This window comes from Ancylomarina subtilis (assembly GCF_004217115.1).
GTDB lineage: Bacteria > Bacteroidota > Bacteroidia > Bacteroidales > Marinifilaceae > Ancylomarina > Ancylomarina subtilis.
Window position 1 is genome coordinate 138,897 of the sequence record NZ_SHKN01000002.1, and the last position, 21,223, is coordinate 160,119.

General features: G+C 36.3%; 18 protein-coding genes. 4 read left to right on the plus strand and 14 right to left on the minus strand.

Annotation, left to right across the window (positions count from 1 at the left end):
* Positions 1–3: 3 nt before the first annotated feature.
* On the plus strand, positions 4–1,023 hold the full coding sequence (locus EV201_RS11545) for a LacI family DNA-binding transcriptional regulator (protein ID WP_130307808.1): 1,020 nt from the start codon (positions 4–6) through the stop codon (positions 1,021–1,023).
* 72 nt (positions 1,024–1,095) lie between these two features.
* Here the strand turns inward: EV201_RS11545 and rlmN are convergent, their stop codons facing one another.
* Both rlmN and EV201_RS11555 read right to left on the minus strand, forming a co-directional pair.
* The gene (gene rlmN / locus EV201_RS11550; protein WP_130307809.1) at positions 1,096–2,139 is read right to left on the minus strand and encodes a dual-specificity RNA methyltransferase RlmN; all 1,044 of its coding nucleotides are present in this window, start codon (positions 2,137–2,139) and stop codon (positions 1,096–1,098) included.
* A 77-nt stretch (positions 2,140–2,216) separates the two neighbouring features.
* Positions 2,217–2,888 (minus strand): ferredoxin--NADP reductase, encoded by a 672-nt coding sequence (locus tag EV201_RS11555; RefSeq protein WP_130307810.1) that lies wholly within the window; start codon positions 2,886–2,888, stop codon positions 2,217–2,219.
* A gap of 263 nt (positions 2,889–3,151) precedes the next feature.
* Here EV201_RS11555 and EV201_RS11560 point away from each other — a divergent pair, with 263 nt between their 5' ends.
* Positions 3,152–4,135 carry a DUF4097 family beta strand repeat-containing protein gene (locus tag EV201_RS11560; protein WP_130307811.1) on the plus strand — a complete coding sequence of 328 codons (984 nt, stop codon included), beginning with the start codon at positions 3,152–3,154 and terminating at the stop codon, positions 4,133–4,135.
* Between the two features lie 283 nt (positions 4,136–4,418).
* On the opposite strand, the gene EV201_RS11565 is transcribed toward EV201_RS11560, so the two are convergent.
* Positions 4,419–5,294 carry an AraC family transcriptional regulator gene (locus EV201_RS11565; protein ID WP_130307812.1) on the minus strand — a complete coding sequence of 292 codons (876 nt, stop codon included), beginning with the start codon at positions 5,292–5,294 and terminating at the stop codon, positions 4,419–4,421.
* Positions 5,295–5,450: 156 nt separating this feature from the next.
* Between EV201_RS11565 and EV201_RS11570 the strand changes: the two genes are divergently transcribed.
* Both EV201_RS11570 and EV201_RS11575 read left to right on the plus strand, forming a co-directional pair.
* On the plus strand, positions 5,451–6,683 hold the full coding sequence (locus EV201_RS11570; protein ID WP_130307813.1) for a sugar MFS transporter: 1,233 nt from the start codon (positions 5,451–5,453) through the stop codon (positions 6,681–6,683).
* Complete coding sequence (locus EV201_RS11575) at positions 6,676–7,644, plus strand: ROK family protein (RefSeq protein WP_242610487.1); 969 nt, start codon at positions 6,676–6,678, stop codon at positions 7,642–7,644. The genes EV201_RS11570 and EV201_RS11575 overlap by 8 nt, the downstream gene beginning before the upstream one ends.
* A 97-nt stretch (positions 7,645–7,741) precedes the next feature.
* Here the strand turns inward: EV201_RS11575 and EV201_RS11580 are convergent, their stop codons facing one another.
* From EV201_RS11580 to EV201_RS11630, 11 genes are all read right to left on the minus strand, one after another.
* On the minus strand, positions 7,742–8,806 hold the full coding sequence (locus EV201_RS11580; RefSeq protein WP_130307814.1) for a lysylphosphatidylglycerol synthase transmembrane domain-containing protein: 1,065 nt from the start codon (positions 8,804–8,806) through the stop codon (positions 7,742–7,744).
* Positions 8,807–9,058: 252 nt separating this feature from the next.
* A complete protein-coding gene (locus EV201_RS11585) occupies positions 9,059–10,324 on the minus strand; it encodes an adenylosuccinate synthase (protein ID WP_130307815.1) in 1,266 nt (421 codons plus the stop codon).
* 298 nt (positions 10,325–10,622) lie between these two features.
* Entirely contained in the window at positions 10,623–11,078 is a 456-nt protein-coding gene (locus tag EV201_RS11590) for a Fur family transcriptional regulator (RefSeq protein WP_130307816.1), read from the minus strand.
* A gap of 100 nt (positions 11,079–11,178) precedes the next feature.
* Positions 11,179–13,410: a RelA/SpoT family protein gene (locus tag EV201_RS11595; protein WP_130307817.1), complete on the minus strand. Its 2,232-nt coding sequence runs from the start codon at positions 13,408–13,410 to the stop codon at positions 11,179–11,181.
* Positions 13,411–13,706: 296 nt separating this feature from the next.
* Positions 13,707–14,999 (minus strand): M16 family metallopeptidase, encoded by a 1,293-nt coding sequence (locus EV201_RS11600; protein WP_130307818.1) that lies wholly within the window; start codon positions 14,997–14,999, stop codon positions 13,707–13,709.
* A complete protein-coding gene (locus EV201_RS11605; RefSeq protein ID WP_130307819.1) occupies positions 14,999–16,240 on the minus strand; it encodes a M16 family metallopeptidase in 1,242 nt (413 codons plus the stop codon). Before EV201_RS11605 ends, EV201_RS11600 begins: the two co-directional genes overlap by 1 nt.
* A gap of 76 nt (positions 16,241–16,316) precedes the next feature.
* Positions 16,317–17,276: an NAD(P)H-dependent flavin oxidoreductase gene (locus EV201_RS11610; RefSeq protein WP_207224474.1), complete on the minus strand. Its 960-nt coding sequence runs from the start codon at positions 17,274–17,276 to the stop codon at positions 16,317–16,319.
* Positions 17,277–17,385: 109 nt separating this feature from the next.
* Positions 17,386–18,000 carry a YceI family protein gene (locus tag EV201_RS11615; RefSeq protein ID WP_165389642.1) on the minus strand — a complete coding sequence of 205 codons (615 nt, stop codon included), beginning with the start codon at positions 17,998–18,000 and terminating at the stop codon, positions 17,386–17,388.
* A gap of 156 nt (positions 18,001–18,156) precedes the next feature.
* Positions 18,157–18,639 carry a hypothetical protein gene (locus EV201_RS11620; protein WP_130307821.1) on the minus strand — a complete coding sequence of 161 codons (483 nt, stop codon included), beginning with the start codon at positions 18,637–18,639 and terminating at the stop codon, positions 18,157–18,159.
* Positions 18,640–18,757: 118 nt separating this feature from the next.
* Positions 18,758–19,822, minus strand: a complete 1,065-nt coding sequence (locus EV201_RS11625; RefSeq protein WP_130307822.1) for an endonuclease/exonuclease/phosphatase family protein — start codon at positions 19,820–19,822, stop codon at positions 18,758–18,760.
* Between the two features lie 21 nt (positions 19,823–19,843).
* Positions 19,844–21,211 carry a hypothetical protein gene (locus EV201_RS11630; protein ID WP_130307823.1) on the minus strand — a complete coding sequence of 456 codons (1,368 nt, stop codon included), beginning with the start codon at positions 21,209–21,211 and terminating at the stop codon, positions 19,844–19,846.
* Positions 21,212–21,223 lie beyond the last annotated feature (12 nt).

Here is a 21,223-nt window from a genome sequence, read left to right on the forward strand (position 1 = left end):
TCTATGGCAAACCGACCCGTAACCATTAAAGATATTGCTGAGAAACTCAGCATATCTGTTTCTACTGTCTCAAGAGCTTTAAAGAACAATCCGGAAATTAGCTTACAAACACGTGAAGCGGTACAGAAGCTTGCTAAAGAATTGAACTATAGACCCAATCCGTTGGCTGTTGCTCTCAAAACTCAAAAGTCGAATACAATTGGTGTTGTTGTTCCTCAGATTGTGAGTTCGTTTTATGCTTCTGTAGTTAAAGGAATCGAACAAGTTGCTGATGAACATGGTTATCAGGTTTTTGTAAGTTCATCAAACGAGAAGCTTGAGAAAGAAAAGAAAAATGTTGATGGATTTTTGAATATGAGGATGGATGGAATTATTCTGTCCTTATCACGTGCGACCAATACCTACGATCATATTCATAAAATTAAGGATATGGGGGTGCCTATTGTGCTTTTTGACCGAACTTCAAAAGAGTTAGATGTGTCGAAAGTTGTGGCTGATGATGCGGCTGCTGCTCATGCAGCTGTGACTCACTTGTTGGAAGGTGGAGCTAAGCGCGTTGCTTTTCTGACTGGCCCAGAGTACATGTTGTTTGGTCGTAATAGAATGAGAGGATATAAGCTTGCACTTTCTGATAAAAATATTGATTTGGACGAGACTTTGATTTCACGTTGTGATTTTACTGTTGATTCGGCCAAACAAGCAACAATGGATTTACTTTCAAGAAGTAATCGTCCTGATGCTTTCTTTGCAATAAATGATGAGCTGGCTATTGGAGCAATAATGGCTGCTAAGGAGCTTGGCTTTAAGATTCCTGAAGAGGTTGCTGTTGTTGGTTTTTCAAATAGTCGTCGTTCCCGTTACATGGAACCTTCAATCTCAACTATGGACCAGAATCCGAAAGAAGTTGGGCGAGAAGCGGCTAACCTTCTTTTCGAACAAATGGAAGATAAGCCTGATAGTGATAAGGTGAAAGAAGCCGTTGTACATGCTGACTTAATTGTGAGAGCATCATCTGAAAAGTAAAAGCTCAAAATATAGTATAAAAAAAATCCTGCTGTTATAGCAGGATTTTTTTGTTTGATATTTTGCGATCGTTTAGAAATCTTTATTCTGTTGTTTAACCAATTCCTTAGTTGATAAGAGGCCGCAGGCAGCAAAGATATCCAGCCCTCTTGAACGACGGATGGTTGTGGTGATACCTTTCTTATTAAGCAAGTCTTTGAATTCTTCAACTGTTGATTCATCAGAGCCAAGAAGTGGAGAATTTGGAATTGGATGGAATCGAATGAGGTTTATTCGACATTTAATTCCATCGAGAATTTTACACAATTCTTTTACATGAGCAGGAGTGTCATTAATTCCCTTAAACATGATATACTCAAAAGAAACTCTTCGTTGACGGCCGAAATCAAACTCACGAATCATCTTTAAAACATCCTTTACCGGGTATACATTTTGAACGGGCATTAGTTTTTTTCTCTCATCGTCGAAAGGCGTATGCAGACTGACAGCCAAATGGCATTCACTTTCGTTCAAAAAGGTTTTCATCCCAGGAATAATACCAATGGTTGAAACGGTAATTCGACGTGGACTCATAGCCATACCATAGTCCGCAGTAAGAATTTCGAGTGATTTCATAACCTCGGGTACATTGTCCAGAGGTTCGCCCATTCCCATATAAACAATATTAGTCAGCTGATGTCTTTCGGGTAAACTACGAACCTGATTGATGATATCACCCGCTTTGAGTTGTCCCTGAAAGCCTTGTTTGCCTGTCATGCAGAATAGACAACCCATTTTACATCCTACTTGTGATGAGACACAAAGTGTGGCTCTGTCATCGTCAGGAATATAAGCTGTTTCGATAAACTGACCTTCGTGATTGGTAGGGTAGAGGTATTTTTTAGTCCCATCCACCGAACATTGTTCTTTGATAGTGGCTGTTAAACCGATATCGAAATTTTCTTTTAGGAGTGTTCTGGCTTTCAGTGATAAGTTCAGCATTTCGTCAATGCTTGTAATATCCTTTTTATAAAGCCAATCGGCAATTTGTTTTGCTGTAAACTTTGGAAGTTTTAAATCTAAAACAACTTGAGTGAGTTCTTCCAATGTTTTTCCCAATAGTATTTCTTTAGCCATCTGCTTATAATGATTTTTTGTTGATTTCTGATAGACATCAACGCATGTGTTCTGTTTTTGGATAATTAAAACCGGGGCTAAAAATATATTTCAGCAACAATTTTATTATAAGCGACTCCTTTGTCGATAAGTAAATCTCTTACTTCAACAACCATTTCAGGACTACCGCATAAAAAATACCTGCAATCCTCAGGAAAAGTCTCTATATCCTGCAAATATCGGGTTAATCTTCCATTATACAAACCCTCAGCACTTTCTTGAGAGCAACAACGAATATAGTTGCCTTTCAGAACCGGGCGGAATTCTTTCTCAAAAAAGAATGAATGGGTAAAACGGCCTCCATGAATTAATGTTTTATTGGTTTTTAGTCCCGAACGAAACATAGATGCAAATGGGGCGATTCCAGTACCCGATGCAATCCACCATGCAGGGCTTTCATCATCAATAAAATCACCTTCAGGTTTTGTCATATAGATAGTTGAACCAAATTTATGTTCGCTGAGTCTAGGCGTTAGCCATCCATCGTCTTTTACATTGTATAGGATTTGTATAACGTCGTCCTTCGTACTACTGGCGATGGTATAGAGTCGAGGAGCAACATTCTTGTCGGTGGTGATACCAATATATTGTCCTGATTTAAAATTAATATTTCGTTTGATCTTAAGCACAAAAACTCCAGGTGCAATCTCGGTATTTGAAACGACCGAACTTTCCGTTAAACTTTGTGTTGATTTAATATCAGTTTGCATTTGTTTATTTGATTTCAGAATTGGAAATGTCTTATTTATTTCTGACAAAGATAATACAATTTAGAAAATGTCTAAATAACTTTTGCGATTTATTCAAGAATAGGCTGGCTATGAGACATTAGATGAAAGGAGAAGCGCTTTTAATAAATTTAATTGGATAGGCCTGTAACTATATGTTTAGTATTCGCGTCATATATAGGTGATAGGTATTTTTTAATACTTCATTGAATTATCCAGTCTAATATTAATTTAAAATAGGAGTTATGCAGATTAGAAAATTGAATTTTAAATACATCATTGTTCTTGCAGGGCTTTTTGTTCTGCCATTTTGTAGTGTTGCTCAAACAATATATGCTAAAGCTGATGCTAAATATGATGGGATTAAACGAATTGAAATTGAAGGCCGTTTTACTGATGTTAATATCATTGGTGGCGATAGAGATGATGTTCAGTTTAAAGGTTTAATTCAAGGTAAGATATGGGGAAGTAAGGATTTTGAAATTAAGCATCGGCAGGATGGTTCAACCTTAAAAGTTTGGGTTGAGATGCCTCGATCAATTAGCGGTCGTTTCGAAGCCTACCTGAATTTTAAGGTACCTTATTCAATGGATATAGAGATTATTAATTCTTCGGGGGATATGTATATTGAAGATATTATATCGGATAATATGAAACTAAAGGCGAGCTCGGGAGATATCGAACTTAAAAACATTGAAACCAATCTGACGACAACGACAAGTTCCGGTGATTTGAAAATTGAATACTTAAAGGGGAGTATCTCTGCTGTATCAACTTCCGGAGATCAGAGTTTTTCTCATATTCAGGCTGATATTTCTACTCGTGCCACATCAGGCGATATGTTTTTTATCGATGTAAAAGGAAATTTAATTACCAAAACGACTTCAGGGGATTTGAAGTTTGAGGACATTAATGGGGCTTTAAGTAATGTTTCAAGTTCGGGGAATTTGACTATTCGAAATGCAAAGACAGTACTTGATTTAATGGCAACTTCCGGTGATATAAGAGGTGAGGGGATAGAATTACTTGGAGACTCGAAGTTTACTTCTACCTCGGGTAATGTCACAATGGACTTTGAAAACGACATGGATGCTCTAAGTTTTGATTTAAGAGCTTCTTCCGGAGACTTACATGCAGGACAACGATCAGCCGAAAGAAAACTCTATGCAAAACATGGTGAAATTTGGGTATATGGTCATTCGACATCAGGCGATCAGAGCTACCATTAAATCTTTATTTGTGTTCGATTATGAACAGCTTTGTGACGTAGTCGAACACTTTCAGCTATCTGGGCTTAAAGTAAGTTTTCGCTTATGTGTTGTAATTAAGTGTTTTGTGTGTTTTGGTCTGGTTGTTGGTTGAAAAAAGCAAAACCATAGCTCATAAAGAGACTGATTTCTCTGTGACTTTGGGAGTGGTGTCCCAAATGATGGTTTTAATAGTATAATTAATTGGTTTTCTTTGAAAGTGGCTGTCAGCATTAGTTTGATAGCCACTTCTATTTATCAGCTTTTAAATATTAGTGTTTTTTGACTTCAACCTGGCTGTTTGAGGCGTTAGACCCGTGTAGTTTTTAAATTGTTTGTTAAAATATGAGGGGCTATTAAACCCACATTCGTAAGCAATTTGAGCTATTGTTAATTTTCCTTCTACCAACAGTTTTTTTGCATAATTGATTCTCATTTCATTTAAAAATTCAGAGAAGGTTTTGTTCGTTTTAGTCTTAATAAAGCGGCAAAAGGCCGTTTTACTTAGATTTGCAACCTTTGCTGCAGATTCCAAATCGATCGTTTCCTGAAAATGTTTGCTTACATACTCATAAACATTGTAGAGTTTCTGATTGGATGAATGTTTGAAACTTTCAACAAACGCCTCACTTGCTAAATAAATTTCTTCTTCATTCTCAGCAAGAAGATTTAATATTTGTAATAAGAGTATAATTCTATAGGCTCCTTTAGATTCGTGTAGATTATTCAGAATTGAAACTATTTGGGTTTTGGTAGTCCCCTGAATGCGAAAGCCTCTGGAACTCTTCTTAAGGAAGAGATTGATTTTATCCAATTCAGGCAGGCTCAGTAAGCTATTCCCGAATATTTCTTTTTTAAAGTGAATGACTCTGGCTTTAGCTTTGAGATTGGGATCTTTTTGGTAATATGATTCTTCATTCTTCATAACGTGAGGCACATTAGGCCCCAAAAAGATCATATCTCCATCGGTGAATTTATCAATGCAATCGCCTACTATTAGAGTGCCTTTACTCTTTTCAATATAGATGAGTTCAAATTCAGGATGGTAATGCCATGGCACAACAATATGAGGTAAAATATCAATCTTACTTCGGAATGAATAGGTTGTTTTTAAAGGAATTTCTTCTAAAAATAGCGCCATGATATAAAATTGAATTTTAATAACAGATAATTATTGCTTTGTGTCAGTAATAATTGTTAGAATGCAAATATAGTGTTATTTAATGGTAAAATAGTACCATACTTCTAGTTGTAAATATTGAAGCTTTGTTGCAAGTAAAATCTAAAACGAGACAGTATGGTATCTATAAGTGCAGCGATCAAAGGATCGGGAAGCGAAAGGGGTGAAAAGACAATGAATATGAGGGGTGCATTGGCTTTGTTGACGAGCCTGTTTTTTATGTGGGGATTTTTAACCTGTATGAATGACATCTTAATTCCACATCTGAAGGGCTTGTTCGATTTGAATTTTACTCAGGCCATGTTGGTTCAATTCACTTTTTTTGGGGCTTATTTTTTAATGTCATTACCGGCTGGTCGAATTATTGGTAAAATCGGTTACAAGTACGGAATCGTTTTAGGGCTTTCTGTTGCGGCTTTGGGAGCTGTGTTATTTTATCCTGCTGCCTCATTCTTATCTTATGGCTTTTTTCTGTTTGCTTTTTTTGTTTTGGCTTCCGGAATTGTGATTCTGCAAGTGGCAGCTAATCCTTTCGTTGCTGAACTGGGCAGCCCGGAAACTGCATCAAGTCGCCTGAATTTGACTCAGGGTTTTAATAGTTTGGGAACAACTGTTGCTCCTATGTTTGGAGCTTATTTGATATTAAATAATAATAGTGATGATTTGGTCAACCGTGCTTCTGCTGTTCAAATGCCCTATATAGGTTTGGCTGTGGCATTGGGACTGATTGCATTGGTTTTTGCTTTTGTGAAATTGCCAAAAATTATTGCTGCTGAAGAGCAGAGAGCAGAAGGATCTGCTTGGAGTCATAAGCATTTGGTTTTAGGAGCACTGGCCATATTTATGTATGTGGGAGCTGAGGTTTCTATTGGAAGTGCTTTGGTGAGCTATTTGGGGCATGATGCTTTAAATTTGTTTGGTGAAGCTCAAGCTGCGAGTTATGTCTCCATTTTTTGGGGTGGCGCTATGATCGGACGGTTTATTGGATCCGCTATTATGCATAAAATATCATCCAACAGGTTATTGGCTTTTAATGCAATTGTGGTCGTTTGCTTAGTCGTTATCAGTATGCTAACAAAAGGTCAAGTTGCTTTATGGAGTATTGTTTTAGTTGGATTGTTTAATTCTATCATGTTTCCTACTATCTTTACGCTTGCAATTGATGGATTGGGGCAGCATACAAGTCAGGGGTCCGGAATTCTTTGTTTAGCCATTGTTGGTGGTGCTATTGTCCCATTGTTAATGGGTGTTTTGGCTGATAACATTGGCCTGCAAAATTCATTTATTATTACAGTTCTTTGTTACGCATATATCTTCTATTATGCTGTAAAGGGATTTAAACATGATTAAGAATATTCGAATGAAAGAAGTCGCATTAGGAATTGATATCGGAGGGACCAATACGGTTTTTGGTTTTATTGACAAGGAAGGAATTTGTATTGCTGAAGGTACACTTCCTACACAAAAACATGCCGATGTAAATGATTATATAGATGAATTATTCGGTTTGATTCATTCAGTGAAGCATGATTTGCCTTATGAAATTGAGATAAAAGGAATCGGAATAGGAGCGCCAAATGCGAGTTATTATACCGGAACAATTGAAGATGCTGCCAATTTACGTTGGAAAGGGAGTATTCCATTAGTTGATCTTATAAAACAACGTTTGGATGTTCCAGTTTATATTACCAATGATGCCAATGCTGCCGCAATGGGTGAAAAAGTATTTGGTTCTGCTCGGGATATGAATCATTTTATGGTGATTACCTTAGGAACCGGATTGGGGAGTGGAATTTTCGCTAATGGGGATGTCCTTCATGGTCATGATGGTTTTGCAGGTGAAGTTGGACACATGATTGTGCGTAAAAGTGGTCGAGAGTGTGGCTGCGGTAGAAAAGGTTGTCTAGAGACTTACGTTTCAGCCACCGGGGTGAAAAGATCAGTTTATAAACTGTTGGCTAGACATAATGGTGACAGTGAGTTGAGGGATGTTCCTTTCAACCAGCTTACAGCGAAAATGGTGGCAGAAGCAGCAAATAGAGGCGATTCTGTAGCGAAGGAAACGTTCACTTATACAGCGACTATTTTGGGTGAGGTATTGGCAAATGTGGTTGCCGTTACGAGCCCGGAAGCTATTTTTCTATTTGGTGGATTGACAAAAGCAGGTGATATTCTATTTGAACCCGTTCGAGAAACTTTAGAGAAAAATTTGTTGTCAATTTATAAAAATAAGATACGAGTTCTTCCTTCCGGATTGAGTGATAATGCAGCTGTTTTAGGCTGTGCGGCTTTGGTTTGGAATAAGATGTAGAGTGAGTATCAGCAAAGTTGATATTATTTTTACCTGATATATGAAATGCTTCAAGTTAATGGTTTCAAAAGGACCAATTAGTTTGGAGCATTTCCATTTAAAAATTTTTCTTAATCCACTTAGGTAACAAGTACATACCAATAAACAGATAGGGGTAATAGGATATCAATCGCCAGATTAAAGCTAGAGTAATGGTCAGGCCTGCTTCAGGAATAAAATCGCCTAAATATTGAGTAAATACCCATTCTGAAAAGCCACTGCCACCAGGGGTTGGGCTGATTAACATCATAATCCACATTAAAAGCTGACGGGCAAAGATCATGAGGTGATCAAGCGTACTGTAATCGCAGCACCAAAAGGCAAGCAATATCGAATTCACCACCCAATACCGGGCAGTCCACGAACAAAAGGTTGCAAAAAATGCCTTAAGCCAGAAGATGTAATTTTTGTTTTTTAGATCTTTTGAACTTTCAATAATATCGGTTCCTGCCTGATTGGCTCCCTGTTTCCATTTTCTGAGGATGGGTAATTTAAATATCCAAAGCAATAACCATTTTAAGCCTCTTGGATTTTTGAACAGGCCATAACTTAACACAACTAAATAGGCAAGTTTTAAAAGGTAAGCTCCTAAAATTAAAAGTAAAAGAGATGAAGCTAAAGGTGATGTATCTGTTATATCAAGCAGGAAGAGTTGTTGCCAATCGAGCATGAGCAGTATCAAAGGCAGCATGATAATGAAATAAAGTTCGTCCAGAAAGGATGTGGCCATTACGACCGCAGAACTTTTACCTAAGTTTAAGCCTTCTTTATTTAAATATAAAATAGCAAATGAAGTGCCTCCAATTGCTGATGGTGTTAGTGCTGACGTAAATTCCCAAAGCATAATAATTCGGAAGGTTTTTAGCCATGAAAATTCATTTTCAGTCAATATTCTTAATCTGGCCATATAGCCAAAATCCCGAAGGGCCATCATCAAAAAAGCAATGAATAAACCGAGAAGGGTAAGCCATGAAAATTCAACCAAATCAAACGTTCCTGGTTTGAAATCCTTTGCAAGCAAATAAATGATTACAGCAAAACCTATCAGAATAGGCCAAATCACACGTTGTGGGCGTATGGCTTTGAGAAGTTTCGTTGGATTTGTCGAATTATTTTGCTCCATTAGACTCGTTCATTCAGCAATTGAAAAATTAGATATTCAAACTTAATCAATATAAATAAAATGTCTAAGTGACTTTGCCTTAAATATTATGTTTTTGTGATGAAAAGATTCCGGATGACAGAATCAGTCATTATTAAATTGTTATAAAAAAAATCCTCTACAACTTCAATTCAAAGTTGTAGAGGACTTACTATAATTTGAGACAAAATTTAATTCGTGATTCTAATCAGAAATCAATCGAATAAACAAGTCTTATTTTCTTTCGATTGTTTGTGAACGGTTAGGTCCAACAGAAACAACTGTGATAGGTACACCGGTTGCTTTTTCAATAAAATCGACGTAGGCTTTAAAGCTTTCAGGAAATTCACTTTCGCTTGACATAGATGTCATATCGGTTTTCCAACCTTTAAATTCTGTGTAAACAGGCTCAATTGCGTCAGTCATTTCATAGGGTACATAGTCGATTTCTTTTCCATCAAGTTTGTAACCAGTACAAATTTTAATCGTATCAAAACCATCCAGTACATCAGATTTCATCATGGTTAATTGCGTCACGCCATTAATCATGATCGAATAATTAAGCGAAACAAGATCCAACCATCCACAGCGTCTTTCGCGACCTGTAGTAGAACCGAATTCATTTCCCTTGTCTCTCAATTCTGATCCGTCAGCATCGAAAAGCTCTGTTGGGAAAGGTCCCATACCAACACGGGTACAGTAAGCTTTAAAGATTCCGATAACTTCACCAATTCTGTTTGGAGCAATACCTAAACCTGTACAAGCACCCGCACAAACAGTATTGGATGAGGTAACAAATGGGTATGATCCAAAATCAATATCAAGAAGAGTTCCCTGAGCACCTTCTGCTAGAATCGATTTGCCATTTTTAAGGCTATCGTTTAAGAATTGTTCGCTATCGATTAGTTGGAATTCCTGAAGGAGTTTGATACCTTCAAACCATTCTGCTTCGTATTCTGACAAATCGTATTCAAAAGAGTAGAATTTGTCTAACATGTCGCCATGCTTTTGAACCAAAGCCTTATATTTTTCGTCGAAATTTGAAAGAATATCACCTACTCTTAAACCATTACGACCTGTTTTATCCATATAAGTTGGACCAATCCCTTTTAAGGTCGATCCAATTTTTGATTTTCCTTTTGCAGCTTCCGATGCAGCATCCAAAATACGATGTGAAGGTAAAATTAAGTGAGCCTTTTTCGAGATGAAAAGGTTTTTACTTAAATCAATTCCAATGGCTTTAATACCTTCAATTTCTTTTTTGAAAATAACAGGATCAATTACAACACCATTACCAATCACATTTAGTTTATCGTCACGGAAAATTCCAGATGGAATCGTATGTAAAACGTGTTTGATTTGATTAAACTCAAGAGTGTGACCAGCGTTGGGTCCTCCTTGGAATCGAGTTATAATATCGTACTTTGGAGTCAGTACATCTACAATTTTTCCTTTTCCTTCATCTCCCCATTGGAGGCCTAAAAGTACGTCAACTTTCATAGGGTAATAATTTGATCTGATTTGTTGGATGGAACTCAAAAATTAGACTTTTAAAGTCATAATTCATATCATTCATCGACAAATAGTTTGAATAAAACGGTTGATTACAACCCAGCTGATACATGCCGATTTTTGGAAAGTATTAGCTGAGAATTTTTGTTTGATGCTAACAGCTAATTGTTAACGGTCAAAGGTAATAAATATTTTAGATTAGACCGTGTGTTGTTGAAAAATCACCTTGGAGAATAAAAAAAGCCCTTATAAATAAGGGCTTTAAAATATATCGTTTGTTGATATCTTATTTGTCTTTCTTTCTACAATCCTGACATGTGCCATATATGTAAAGCGAATGATGGGAAACTAAAAAGTCCATATCATCTGAAACATTGTTTCTGACATCTTCCAGTCGGGTGTCACAAAACTCCAGTACTTTACCACATTTTGTACAGATCAAATGATCGTGCTTGTTGCTATCGTAAGCTTTCTCGAATTGAGCAATGTTTTTTCCAAACTGATGCTTAATTACAAGCTTACAATCTAAAAGAAGATCGATAGTATTATAAAGAGTAGCTCTACTTACACGATAATTTTTATTCTTCATAAAAATATAAAGCGACTCAATATCAAAGTGACCTTCACGGGAATATATTTCGTCAAGTATGGCATATCTTTCAGGTGTTTTTCTGTGGCCCTTCTTTTGAAGGTAATCAGTAAACATCTTTTTTACAATTTCTTTTGTGTCTTCGCTAATCATACTTTTAAAGCTATATTACTATCTAATCTAATTTTAAATAACGGGACTAAAATAGTGTTTTTTTTTGATTACTTGCAAAACTAGAAGCAAAAAAAATGGATTAACTGTATTCTTCTATATTTTCAATTCGTCTTACGTTATCGAGACCTTTAATTTTGATTAGTTTTTTCATTAGGTTGTTTAAGTCCTCTGTATTATGCACATAGAGGTGTATTAAGCCTTCAAAAACGCCATCGTGGCTTTCGAAATGTATCGATCGCATGTTGACATGATGATCTTTTGAAATAATAGACGTGATATCGTTAACGATTCCGATCTTATCGATACCATTGAGTTCTATAATGGCAAGAAAAGACATCAAACGGTGACTGGTCCAGTTTGCTTCAAGAATTCGATCCCCTTGACTTGACATGAGTTTTAGTGCATTGGGACATTTTCTTTTGTGAATGGTAACATTGTTAGCCATATCCACATAGCCCACGACGTCATCACCCGGAATCGGTTTACAACATGTTGCAATTTTGTATTTTTCTTCAGACATGGTTTCTTCAAGAAGAAAAGGTTTCTTCTTATCAATCTCGGGTTTGCTTTCAGTTACCTGAGAATCGATCTTTTTGTCATCACTACCAAAGAGCTGAAGTTTCCAGTATTTAATAAATTTGTTTCTTGATTTCTTTTTGACAATCCGTTCTATTTCATCGAGCTTCAGTTGTGAAGAGCCGATATTTAAGAAAAGCGTATCTTTATTTGTAAACTGATAGTGTTCCATCAGTTTTTTAGTGGCTTTTGAATTTAAAACGAGTCCAATGCTTTGGAGATATTCTTCAAGTTTCTTATTCCCTGCTCGAATTAGACGTTTTCTATTATCCTTAAATTCGGCTTTAATTTTTGATTTAGCTTTAGCCGTCACAACATATTCCAACCATTCTTCTTTCGGTTTTTGTTTTTCAGATGTTAAAATCTCGACCTGATCGCCGCTATGTAGAATGTAGTTAAGAGGAACCAATTTGTGATTAACTTTTGCTCCAATGCATTGGTTTCCAATGTCGGTGTGGATTTCGTAAGCAAAATCTAAGGCACTGGCATGTTTGGGTAAGGTTTTAATTAAACCTTTGGGTGTAAAGACTTGAATTTCCTGAGAAAATAAATTCAAACGAAATTCATCGAGAAAAGCTAAAGCGTCTGATTCAGGATTTTCTAAAATTTCACGGACATCTTTAAGCCACTTATCTAGTTCTGATTCACTGTCTGTGTTATATCTTGAATGCGCAATAAAACCGCGCTCAGCGATTTCGTTCATTCTATTTGAGCAAATTTGAATTTCTACCCATTTCCCCAATGGACCCATGGCGGTCATGTGAAGCGCTTCATAACCATTGGCTTTCGGCGTGCTCATCCAATCACGAATACGTTCAGGTTTTGGTTTGTAAATATCTGTAATTAAAGAATAAATATTCCAACATTGATTTTTTTCGGGTACACCTTCCTGAGGTTTAAATATGACCCTGATAGCTGGAAGATCATAAATGTCTTGTAGTTTAATTTTATGGTTTTCAATCTTATTCCAGATTGAGAATATTGAACGGGGCCTATTAATAATAGTACAGACGATATTATTGTCGGTTAGTCGTTCTTTTATAGGCTGAATAATTTGTTCCAGAACCAGTTCTTGTTCAGCCTCTTTATTTTTAATTTTCTCGGCGATATTCTTATAATCTTCCGGATGCTCGTACATCAAACTTAAATCTTCAAGCTCTGATTTAATCTTGTATAGTCCCAGTCGGTGGGCCAGAGGAGCAAAAAGGAATAGGGTTTCTCCTGCGATCTTCATTTGCTTACGCAGAGGCATGGAGCTTAGTGTACGCATGTTGTGCAAACGGTCCGCAATTTTGAGAATAATAACACGAATATCATCAGAAAGGGTCAATAGCATCTTTCTGAAATTCTCAGCTTGCATTGAGGTTTGTTGATTGAAAGCGCCGGATATTTTTGTGAGACCATCGACAATGGCAGCGACTTTGTCTCCAAAATGATGTGCAATATCTTCAACGGTGTAATCGGTATCCTCTACAACATCGTGTAATAGGGCAGATACGATAGATTTTGTTCCCAGCCCGATTTCTTTAGCTGCTATCTCGGCAACTTCGATAGGGTGTATAATATAGGGTTCTCCTGATTTTCGACGCACGCCTCTATGGGCATCCCAGGCAAAATGGAATGCCTTGTCTATCATTGCTTTTGTTTCGGGCGTATTGCTTCTTTTACAACTTGCCAAAAGCTTTTGATAGCTTGCCAGGATTAATTCTTTATCTTGTTGGGTTTCAACAGTCATATGGTGCTAATTTATATTATATCGTAATACAAACCGGAAAAATATATAAATACAATTTAAGATAGAAATTGACCTCTGAAAAGAATTTATTTTCGATTTGTTGTTGTAAGTGACTTATAAAATTAATTAAAACTCCCGATTTTCCTGCCTGTTTAGCCAATTTATTTAGACCAGATTTTATTAGTTCGGGTAAAAGGGATTGGATTAACGTTTCTAAAATGAGAGTTTTGGATTTGCTGGAAATAGAAAAGAGCAATTAGTTTGTACTAATTGCTCTTAATTATATTTCTTGTGAATCAGGCTTTGTTTTCGCCAACTACGATCTCGTAAAGATCTTCTTTTTTGAAATAAGTATTGGCTAGTTCCCTTAGTTTTTGCGATGTTGTCGCTTTTATTTCTTGAAGGAATTTTTCGTAATACGAGTTGTCGAATCCGAAAAGAAGGTTGCTTCTTAGGCTTTCTGATAATGCGAACGGGCTATCAAAGCTGCGAAGCATTTCTCCTGCAAAAAAGTTTTTCACCAAATTTAGTTCATCTTCAGGAACGATCTCTTCTCTCAGTCTATCAATTTCTTTGTAAATCTCAGAGATAGCGGCTTCGCACACATCCGTCCCTACTTCGGTTATAATTGCAAAATGCCCCGATTCCAGATGTGAAAGGAGTACCGAATTAATCCCATATGTGTAGCCTTTTTCTTCTCGGATATTTTGCATCAAACGAGAACCAAAATAGCCACCAAGAACCAGATTGAGTAGCATAATACCTGCAAAATCAGGATGCGTTTTATTAAAGAGAGGACGTCCAATTCGAATGGATGATTGTACTGCATCTTTTTTAAGAACAAAGGTTTTCTTTTCTTCTGAACTGATAAGTTTGTGTTCAGGTTTAATGTTCGTAGCCTTTGTATCCCAGGCAGAGGCCCCAAATCGGCTTTCGATTTTGGCTAATACCGTCTCATTCATTTTCCCGGAAACGATAATACGGCAATTGTCTGATGTATAAAAGTTTTTGTAATAAGCCTTGATATCATCCAATTCGACTTCATCAAAAACCTTTGCCTCAAATACATTAGCATAAGGGTGCTTTTCCCCATAGATGAGCGCATTGAATTTTTCCTTAGCCAGAGCGTTTGTTTTTTCTCTGTTAACTAAAAAGTTTTGCTTTTTGTTGCTGAGAATGGTTTTGAATTCTTTCTCAGGAAAAGTAGGGAATTTTATAATCTGCTCAAGTAATTCCAGAGTTTCATCCAGATATTTGTTTAAGGTGTATAAACAAACACTGGCATCGTGCTGGCTGTTGTTATAAGCGATATACGCCCCATAAAAATCAAACTTTTCAGCAAGCTCACCTGCTGAATATTTTTCAGTCCCTTCATTGAGCATCGAATTACAGGTGCCGGAAATGAGGGGTGATTTCTGATACCAAAGCCCGGCATTAAAGATCATCTCAATTTTCAAAACATCTTGACTTCCTCCAGCAATAATATGGACAGGAATCTGGTTACTCAAAATCTCTTGTTTCGATTTAGGAATATCTACATGCTCAATTGTTTTAAAAAGAGGAGGTAGTATGCGATTCAATTTCTCCATTATTGTTTTTTTGCGTGGTAATAAAGTGTGGAACAATTTTCTTTAATCAGAATCTTTTGAGCCATTTCCTGTAAATCAGAAGTGCTGACTTTATTGTACTTTTCAACTTCAAGATTGATATCCTCAGCTTGTCCTGTGATTTCGTGCTGAGCAATATTCATGGCTTTATTCAGGAAACTGATCTCAGAGAATACCAGGGAAGATTCAATCTTATTTTTCACTTTTTGAAGTTCATATTCATTCGCTTTGGTAGCTGAAACTTCATTGAGTACGTCCCATATTGCATTTTCGGCATCTTGCATATTAACCCCTTCGGTAAGTTTTCCGCTGATAACGAATAAGCCGGGTTCAAAATCACCAGTTAAATAAGCATCTATGCTTGAGAAAAGGTTCTTTTCTTTTATAAGGGTTTGAAATATTCGTGATGATTGACCATTGGACAAAATATCGGAAAGCAGATCCACTTTATAAAAATCCTCATGATTTCGACTACACATATGAAAAGCCATATAGATGGCATCATAAGGCACTTCTCTTTCAAGATGAAGGGAACGGAATTCGGTTTGTTTGGGTTCTACCGGTAAATTTCGGGGCGTAAGTTCTCTCCGTTCAATAGGACCAAACCATTTTTCAGCAAGTCGTTTTACCTCTTCGGTTTCAACATGGCCTGAAACAACCAATACGGCATTGTTGGGTGCATAATGATGAAAGAAAAAGTCCTTCACATCTTGTAATTTTGCATCAGCGATATGCTCGATACACTTCCCAATTGTTGACCACTGGTAGGGGTGCTTTTTATAGGCCAAAGGGCGAAGATGCAACCAAATATCCCCATAGGGTTGATTGAAATAATGCTGTTTAAACTCTTCAATGACAACGGCTTTCTGAACATCTAAACTCTTTTCAGTAAAGGCTAAACTCAACATTCTGTCAGATTCTAACCAAAAACCGGTTTCCAGATTTTCTTTAGGGACAGTTAGATAATAGTTTGTAACATCATTACTTGTCCATGCATTATTATCCCCCCCAACCTGCTGAAGCGGTTCATCATAATTGGGAATATTTAGTGAACCTCCAAACATGAGGTGCTCAAACAGATGAGCAAAACCCGTCTGGTCAGGATTTTCATCCTTAGCCCCAATATTATATAGAATATTAATAGCAGCTAAAGGTGTCGAAGTATCGCGATGTACGATTACTTTAAGTCCATTATCGAGTGTAAACTTATCGAATTCAATCATTTTTTTATTTTAATTCGGAAGCTTCGTTTTGTTTTCGTGATGAAAACATCTGCAATAGCCAGCCTTTTTTGTTCTTTTAGAATTGGTATTTTGATTGTACTGATTGAAGAATTGCAAGTTCTTGTTTGTATTCGGTCATCATTTCTTCCATGATTTGTGCAACCGGCTGAATTGATTTTACCATTGCACCAACTTGACCTATTTCCAGTTCACCCTCTTCAAGATCACCTTCGAATATTCCTTTTTTTGAACGCCCTTTACCCAGTAATTCTTTCATTTCTTCAGGTGATGCACCTCGACATTCAGCCTCGTTAACCTGATCGAAAAACTTATTTTTAATCAATCGGGTAGGGGCTAGTTTTTTTAGTGCAAGTTTGGTTCCGCCTTCGTCTAATTTTACAATAGCTTCTTTAAAATTGATGTGTGATGACGATTCTGTTGATGCTGCAAAACGAGTTCCAATCTGAACACCATCAGCGCCCAAACTAAGAGCGGCTAAAATGCTCTTCCCACAGCCAATACCACCTGCTGCAATTAAAGGCAAGCTCGTTACTTTTCTAACATTTGGAATTAAGGCTAGTGTTGTCGTTTCTTCACGACCATTATGACCGCCAGCTTCAAAACCTTCGGCAACAATGGCGTCAACACCGGCATCTTCGCATTTTTTTGCAAAAAAAGCACTTGAAACCACATGCACAACGGTAATGCCATGCTTCTTTAAAAATGGTGTCCATTTTTTTGGGCTACCAGCTGAAGTAAACACGATTTTGATTCCTTCTTTTACGATAATATCCATAATCTTATCCATCTCAGGATAAAGTAAAGGCACATTAACTCCAAAGGGTTTTTTACATGCTGCTTTTGCTTTTTGAATATGTTCCTGAAAAGTATCCGGGTGCATCGAGCCAGCACCGATTAGTCCCAAGCCTCCTGCGTTACTAACTGCAGTTGCAAGTTTCCATCCTGAACACCATACCATTCCACCTTGAATGATCGGTTTTTCGATGCCAAAAAGTTGAGTGATTCTATTTATCATGATTATTTGTTACTGAGTGTGTGCAAAAAAAAGACACTAAGAAAAACAAACTTCTTGTGTCTTATTGTATGTCGGCAAAATTAGGAAAAATCTTGGGATATGACTGATATTAAGGATTAAGATTAGAACTTAGCATCTCCGGACTGATTTTTTGTTTTGATGTAAAATCGATAGAATAGAGGATTTTAATCTCATCAGCGGTAGAAATTGCTCCGAAAAAAGCCGTGGGTGGTTTAATTTTAAAATCAGACATTTTTAGATCGATATGACCTGTGATATTCATCTTTCTACTTCCCAATATTTTCCCATTTATAGGAAGTTTAACATCTTTTGATTGCCCTGAGATAATGAGTGTCCCAAAAGCGACAGCATTAAAACTGGCTGGTTTATTATTTCTAATTGTAATTTTTTTCAATAAAAAAGTGATGTATGGGAAGTGCGATAAATCCATAGCCTTATGGGCTTTTTTCTCCATGGCACTTTCCTTACTTTTAAACTGGTTCCCTTCAATTTTAAACTCAATATTCTTCAGTTTTTTTAGTGAGTTGTTGGGTATTTCATAGTCTAATGTTTCGGTTTGGAATTCGACATACATTTCCCAATCATGAACATTCGAGGTTCCCAATACACGAATGGAACTGGTTTCAGGAATAAGGTGAATACTGTTTTGAGCAATAGCCGTGTTGTTGAAAACGAAAAGCAATAGGCTAAATATGTGTATCAACCTGAAGGGCATATAATGAGGAATTTGTGAATATTAATGAAGGAGGGATCAATTTAAGCAATATTTCTCATTTGAGTCTGTTTTTAATATAGAATAACAAAGACTCTGCTCTCTGATTTTAAAATTGAATAGAGGAGGTCTGAACAGAAGGTTGTTTTATTTTTTCTTGAATTCGATCATTCGCCTTACACTCAGGCCTTTGTTTTTTCCAATAACTTTTATGAAATCTAATATTTCTCGATTGAAACGGAAAGCTAAATGTCTTAATTTAAATGGCATCTGACTATCATCGTGTTTTGTGAAAAGGAAATAATTGGGTTTGTATTCAATCTGTTTGATTTCATCCCAAAATATGATTTGTTCTTTATTGAATACACTTCTTTTTACACTGATTCGTTCCTCATCAATTAAAATAAATGCCTTTCCAAAAATCTTAGCAAAAGGAATTCCTCTACCTTCTAAAATGAACAAGGATCCTAACAAAAACAGACCAATGAGATAAAATAGGTCAAAATCATTGAAGCCCTCTTCGATATAGAATTTAGACCCAATCCATAAAATAATAAGGACAAAATGTAAGATGCCAATAATTGTTTTAGTTGTCGATTTTTGAACGAGTAAGTCTTTTTCGAATTTCATATATTATTATTTTATAGCTGAAGATAATAATTATTGTTTATTTGTAGAGTTTTGACTGATAAGTTTTTGTTTGAAGATGGAAATAAGTTCATCTGATTTCGATTTACGAATTGATGTTTTAGTCATCCTCTAGAATTCTCCACAAATCAAGATAAATAGGGAGATGATCGCTGAATCCTCCATGATATTTGTATCCAATATAAGTTCTAAAAGGTCGTATTCCTTTATATGATTTATCAGTTTCCAGTAAGAATGATGGAGCAAAAAGATGCATGTCTTTAGGTTGTGCATTTAAAATCCCCAATCCATTCATCAATGCTCCTGAGACGATGAATTGATCGAGCATACCCCAAGTTCCCTGATATTTGTGTGAAGCGATCGTGTTTTTACTACTCAGATATGAAGCTAGATTATACAATTCATCATTTTTAAATTCAAGATTGGGTTTATTAGCTTTTAAGGTTTTAGTAATCGATTTATTGTTGGGGTAGTCATTGAAATCTCCCATAATAATGATTTTAGCTTTTGAGTTCTCTACGAAAATCGAATCCATTTTATCTCGCAGAAGCCGAGCGGCGGCTATTCTTTTATGTTCCGATTCCAGTTGTCCTCCCCATCGGGATGGCCAATGATTAACAAATAAATGTAAGGTGTCGTCGGTATGTGTAGTGCCTTTTACGTATAAAATTTCTCGTGTTGTAGAATGAGTGGCACCTTTATAAATTAGTCTTAAAAATGCGGTGTCGATAGGGAAGAAGCTTTCGGGTTGGAATAAAAGGGCCACATCAATCCCTCGATGATCCGGAGATTCTTTGTGAATGATTTGATATTTGGACTTTTTTAATGGTGTTGAATAGATAATTCCATTTAAGACCTTTTTATTCTCAATTTCACATAGTCCTACGATGTCAGGAAGTTGCCAACCACCAGCAGCTATAATGACCTTCGCTATTTTTGAGCATTTGTCCTGGTATTTTTTCCATGTCCAATATTTTTTCCCTTGAGGTAAAAATTCAGCATCGTTTTTTAAACTGTCATCTTTTGTGTCGAAGAGATTCTCAACATTGTAAAATAAAATCCGATAGTCAGAACGTAAGTCATTAATCTCTTCTCTAAAGGGCGATTGAGAAAAGGAACTCTGATGGAAAAATAAGACCAGTATTAAAAAGGTAATATTCTTCATGCTTACTCCTATGAGATAATATTAATCTGTTGTTTCTATATATTCAAAAGTTCCAATATCCGGATCTGTGTCAGAGGTTCGCGAATTACCATTAAAATCTAAGGGGTAAATGTTGGCAATATCGAGTTTAGCCTTGTCGATAAGAACAGACTCTGCATTTAGGTTGTAATTGTGATTATTCTTGTCGACAAATTGAGGATCAGTGTTGAAAATACAGTTTTCAAATTGATTTGAAAATGTATTTTGCATCTCGGAACTGAGCTTAACAAGAGAATTTTCAATTTGAAATGTGTTTGTTTGGCCGATTTCAAATTCATTAGTCTTACTTCCCCAGATAATACTATTGTAAATTTTTAATGCGTTATTGCTCTCTTCGTTTGCTAAAAAGCTTAGGCATGGAGTCGTTCTTTGTGAAATGAACCAATTATTAATGAGGTTACAGTGGATGAATTCAAAATTACCATCTCCTTCAAGAAGGACGGCCTGTTCCCCGCAATTTGATACGATTACATCGTGCATTTTCAAATTGAAGTTGTTCGTTTCAATGCCTGTGGTAGAGAAATTGAGAAATTGTGAGTATTCAATTTCAAGATTATTGTTGTTTGTCTCTGATTGAGCACTGATTCCGTTTATGGCATTTTCTAATTGTAGATGTGAGATGACATTGTTTTTGCTTTCCGTATAAAAGAAAAGGCCTTTCCACTGTCCGGGAACATTTTTATACAATTCTTCGCGGCGGTGAGACCCAAAAAACACCGGGGTTTCAAAACTCCCGTCAATATTTAGTGTCCCATGAATATGTATGCCTGCTCCTTTTTGAAAATAGACTTTTGTGCCTGCTTGTATTGTCAGGGTTTGGTCTTGCTTTAAGTATAAGTCATTATCGATAAAGTAGGGCCTTTTTTGAGTCCATTCCTGAGTTTGTAGTTCATTATTCTTAAAACGAATAACATCCTGTACCCAACTTTTAAGCAGGAATTTTTGAACTTTCGAGTTGTAAGTTAGTAGGATATAGTCTTCTATTAAGCGTGGAGCATCCTGGTTATCATCCTGTACGTTTAATTCAATAAAAATGTACAGACTATCTTTGGCTGGAATATAAACTTGCCTTGCCGTATTGCCCTCTGCACCATTGATATTTAGCGTATAACCTTCTGTGTTGTTTTCAAGAGCAATTTTATCAAGATAGATGGCTTTTGAAGAGGGATTGTATATTTTTAATTGTTTGGTAGTTGATGGCAGACCTGAAAAAATTGTGTCAAACGTTATGCTGTCATTTGAGAAATTTAATAGAAAATTAGGGTCGTGGTTAAACTCTTCCTGATTGTCACAAGTAGCAAAAAGGAAAATAAATGAAAAAAAGATTAATGAGGATAAAAGTCGTCTCATTTTGTCGAAATT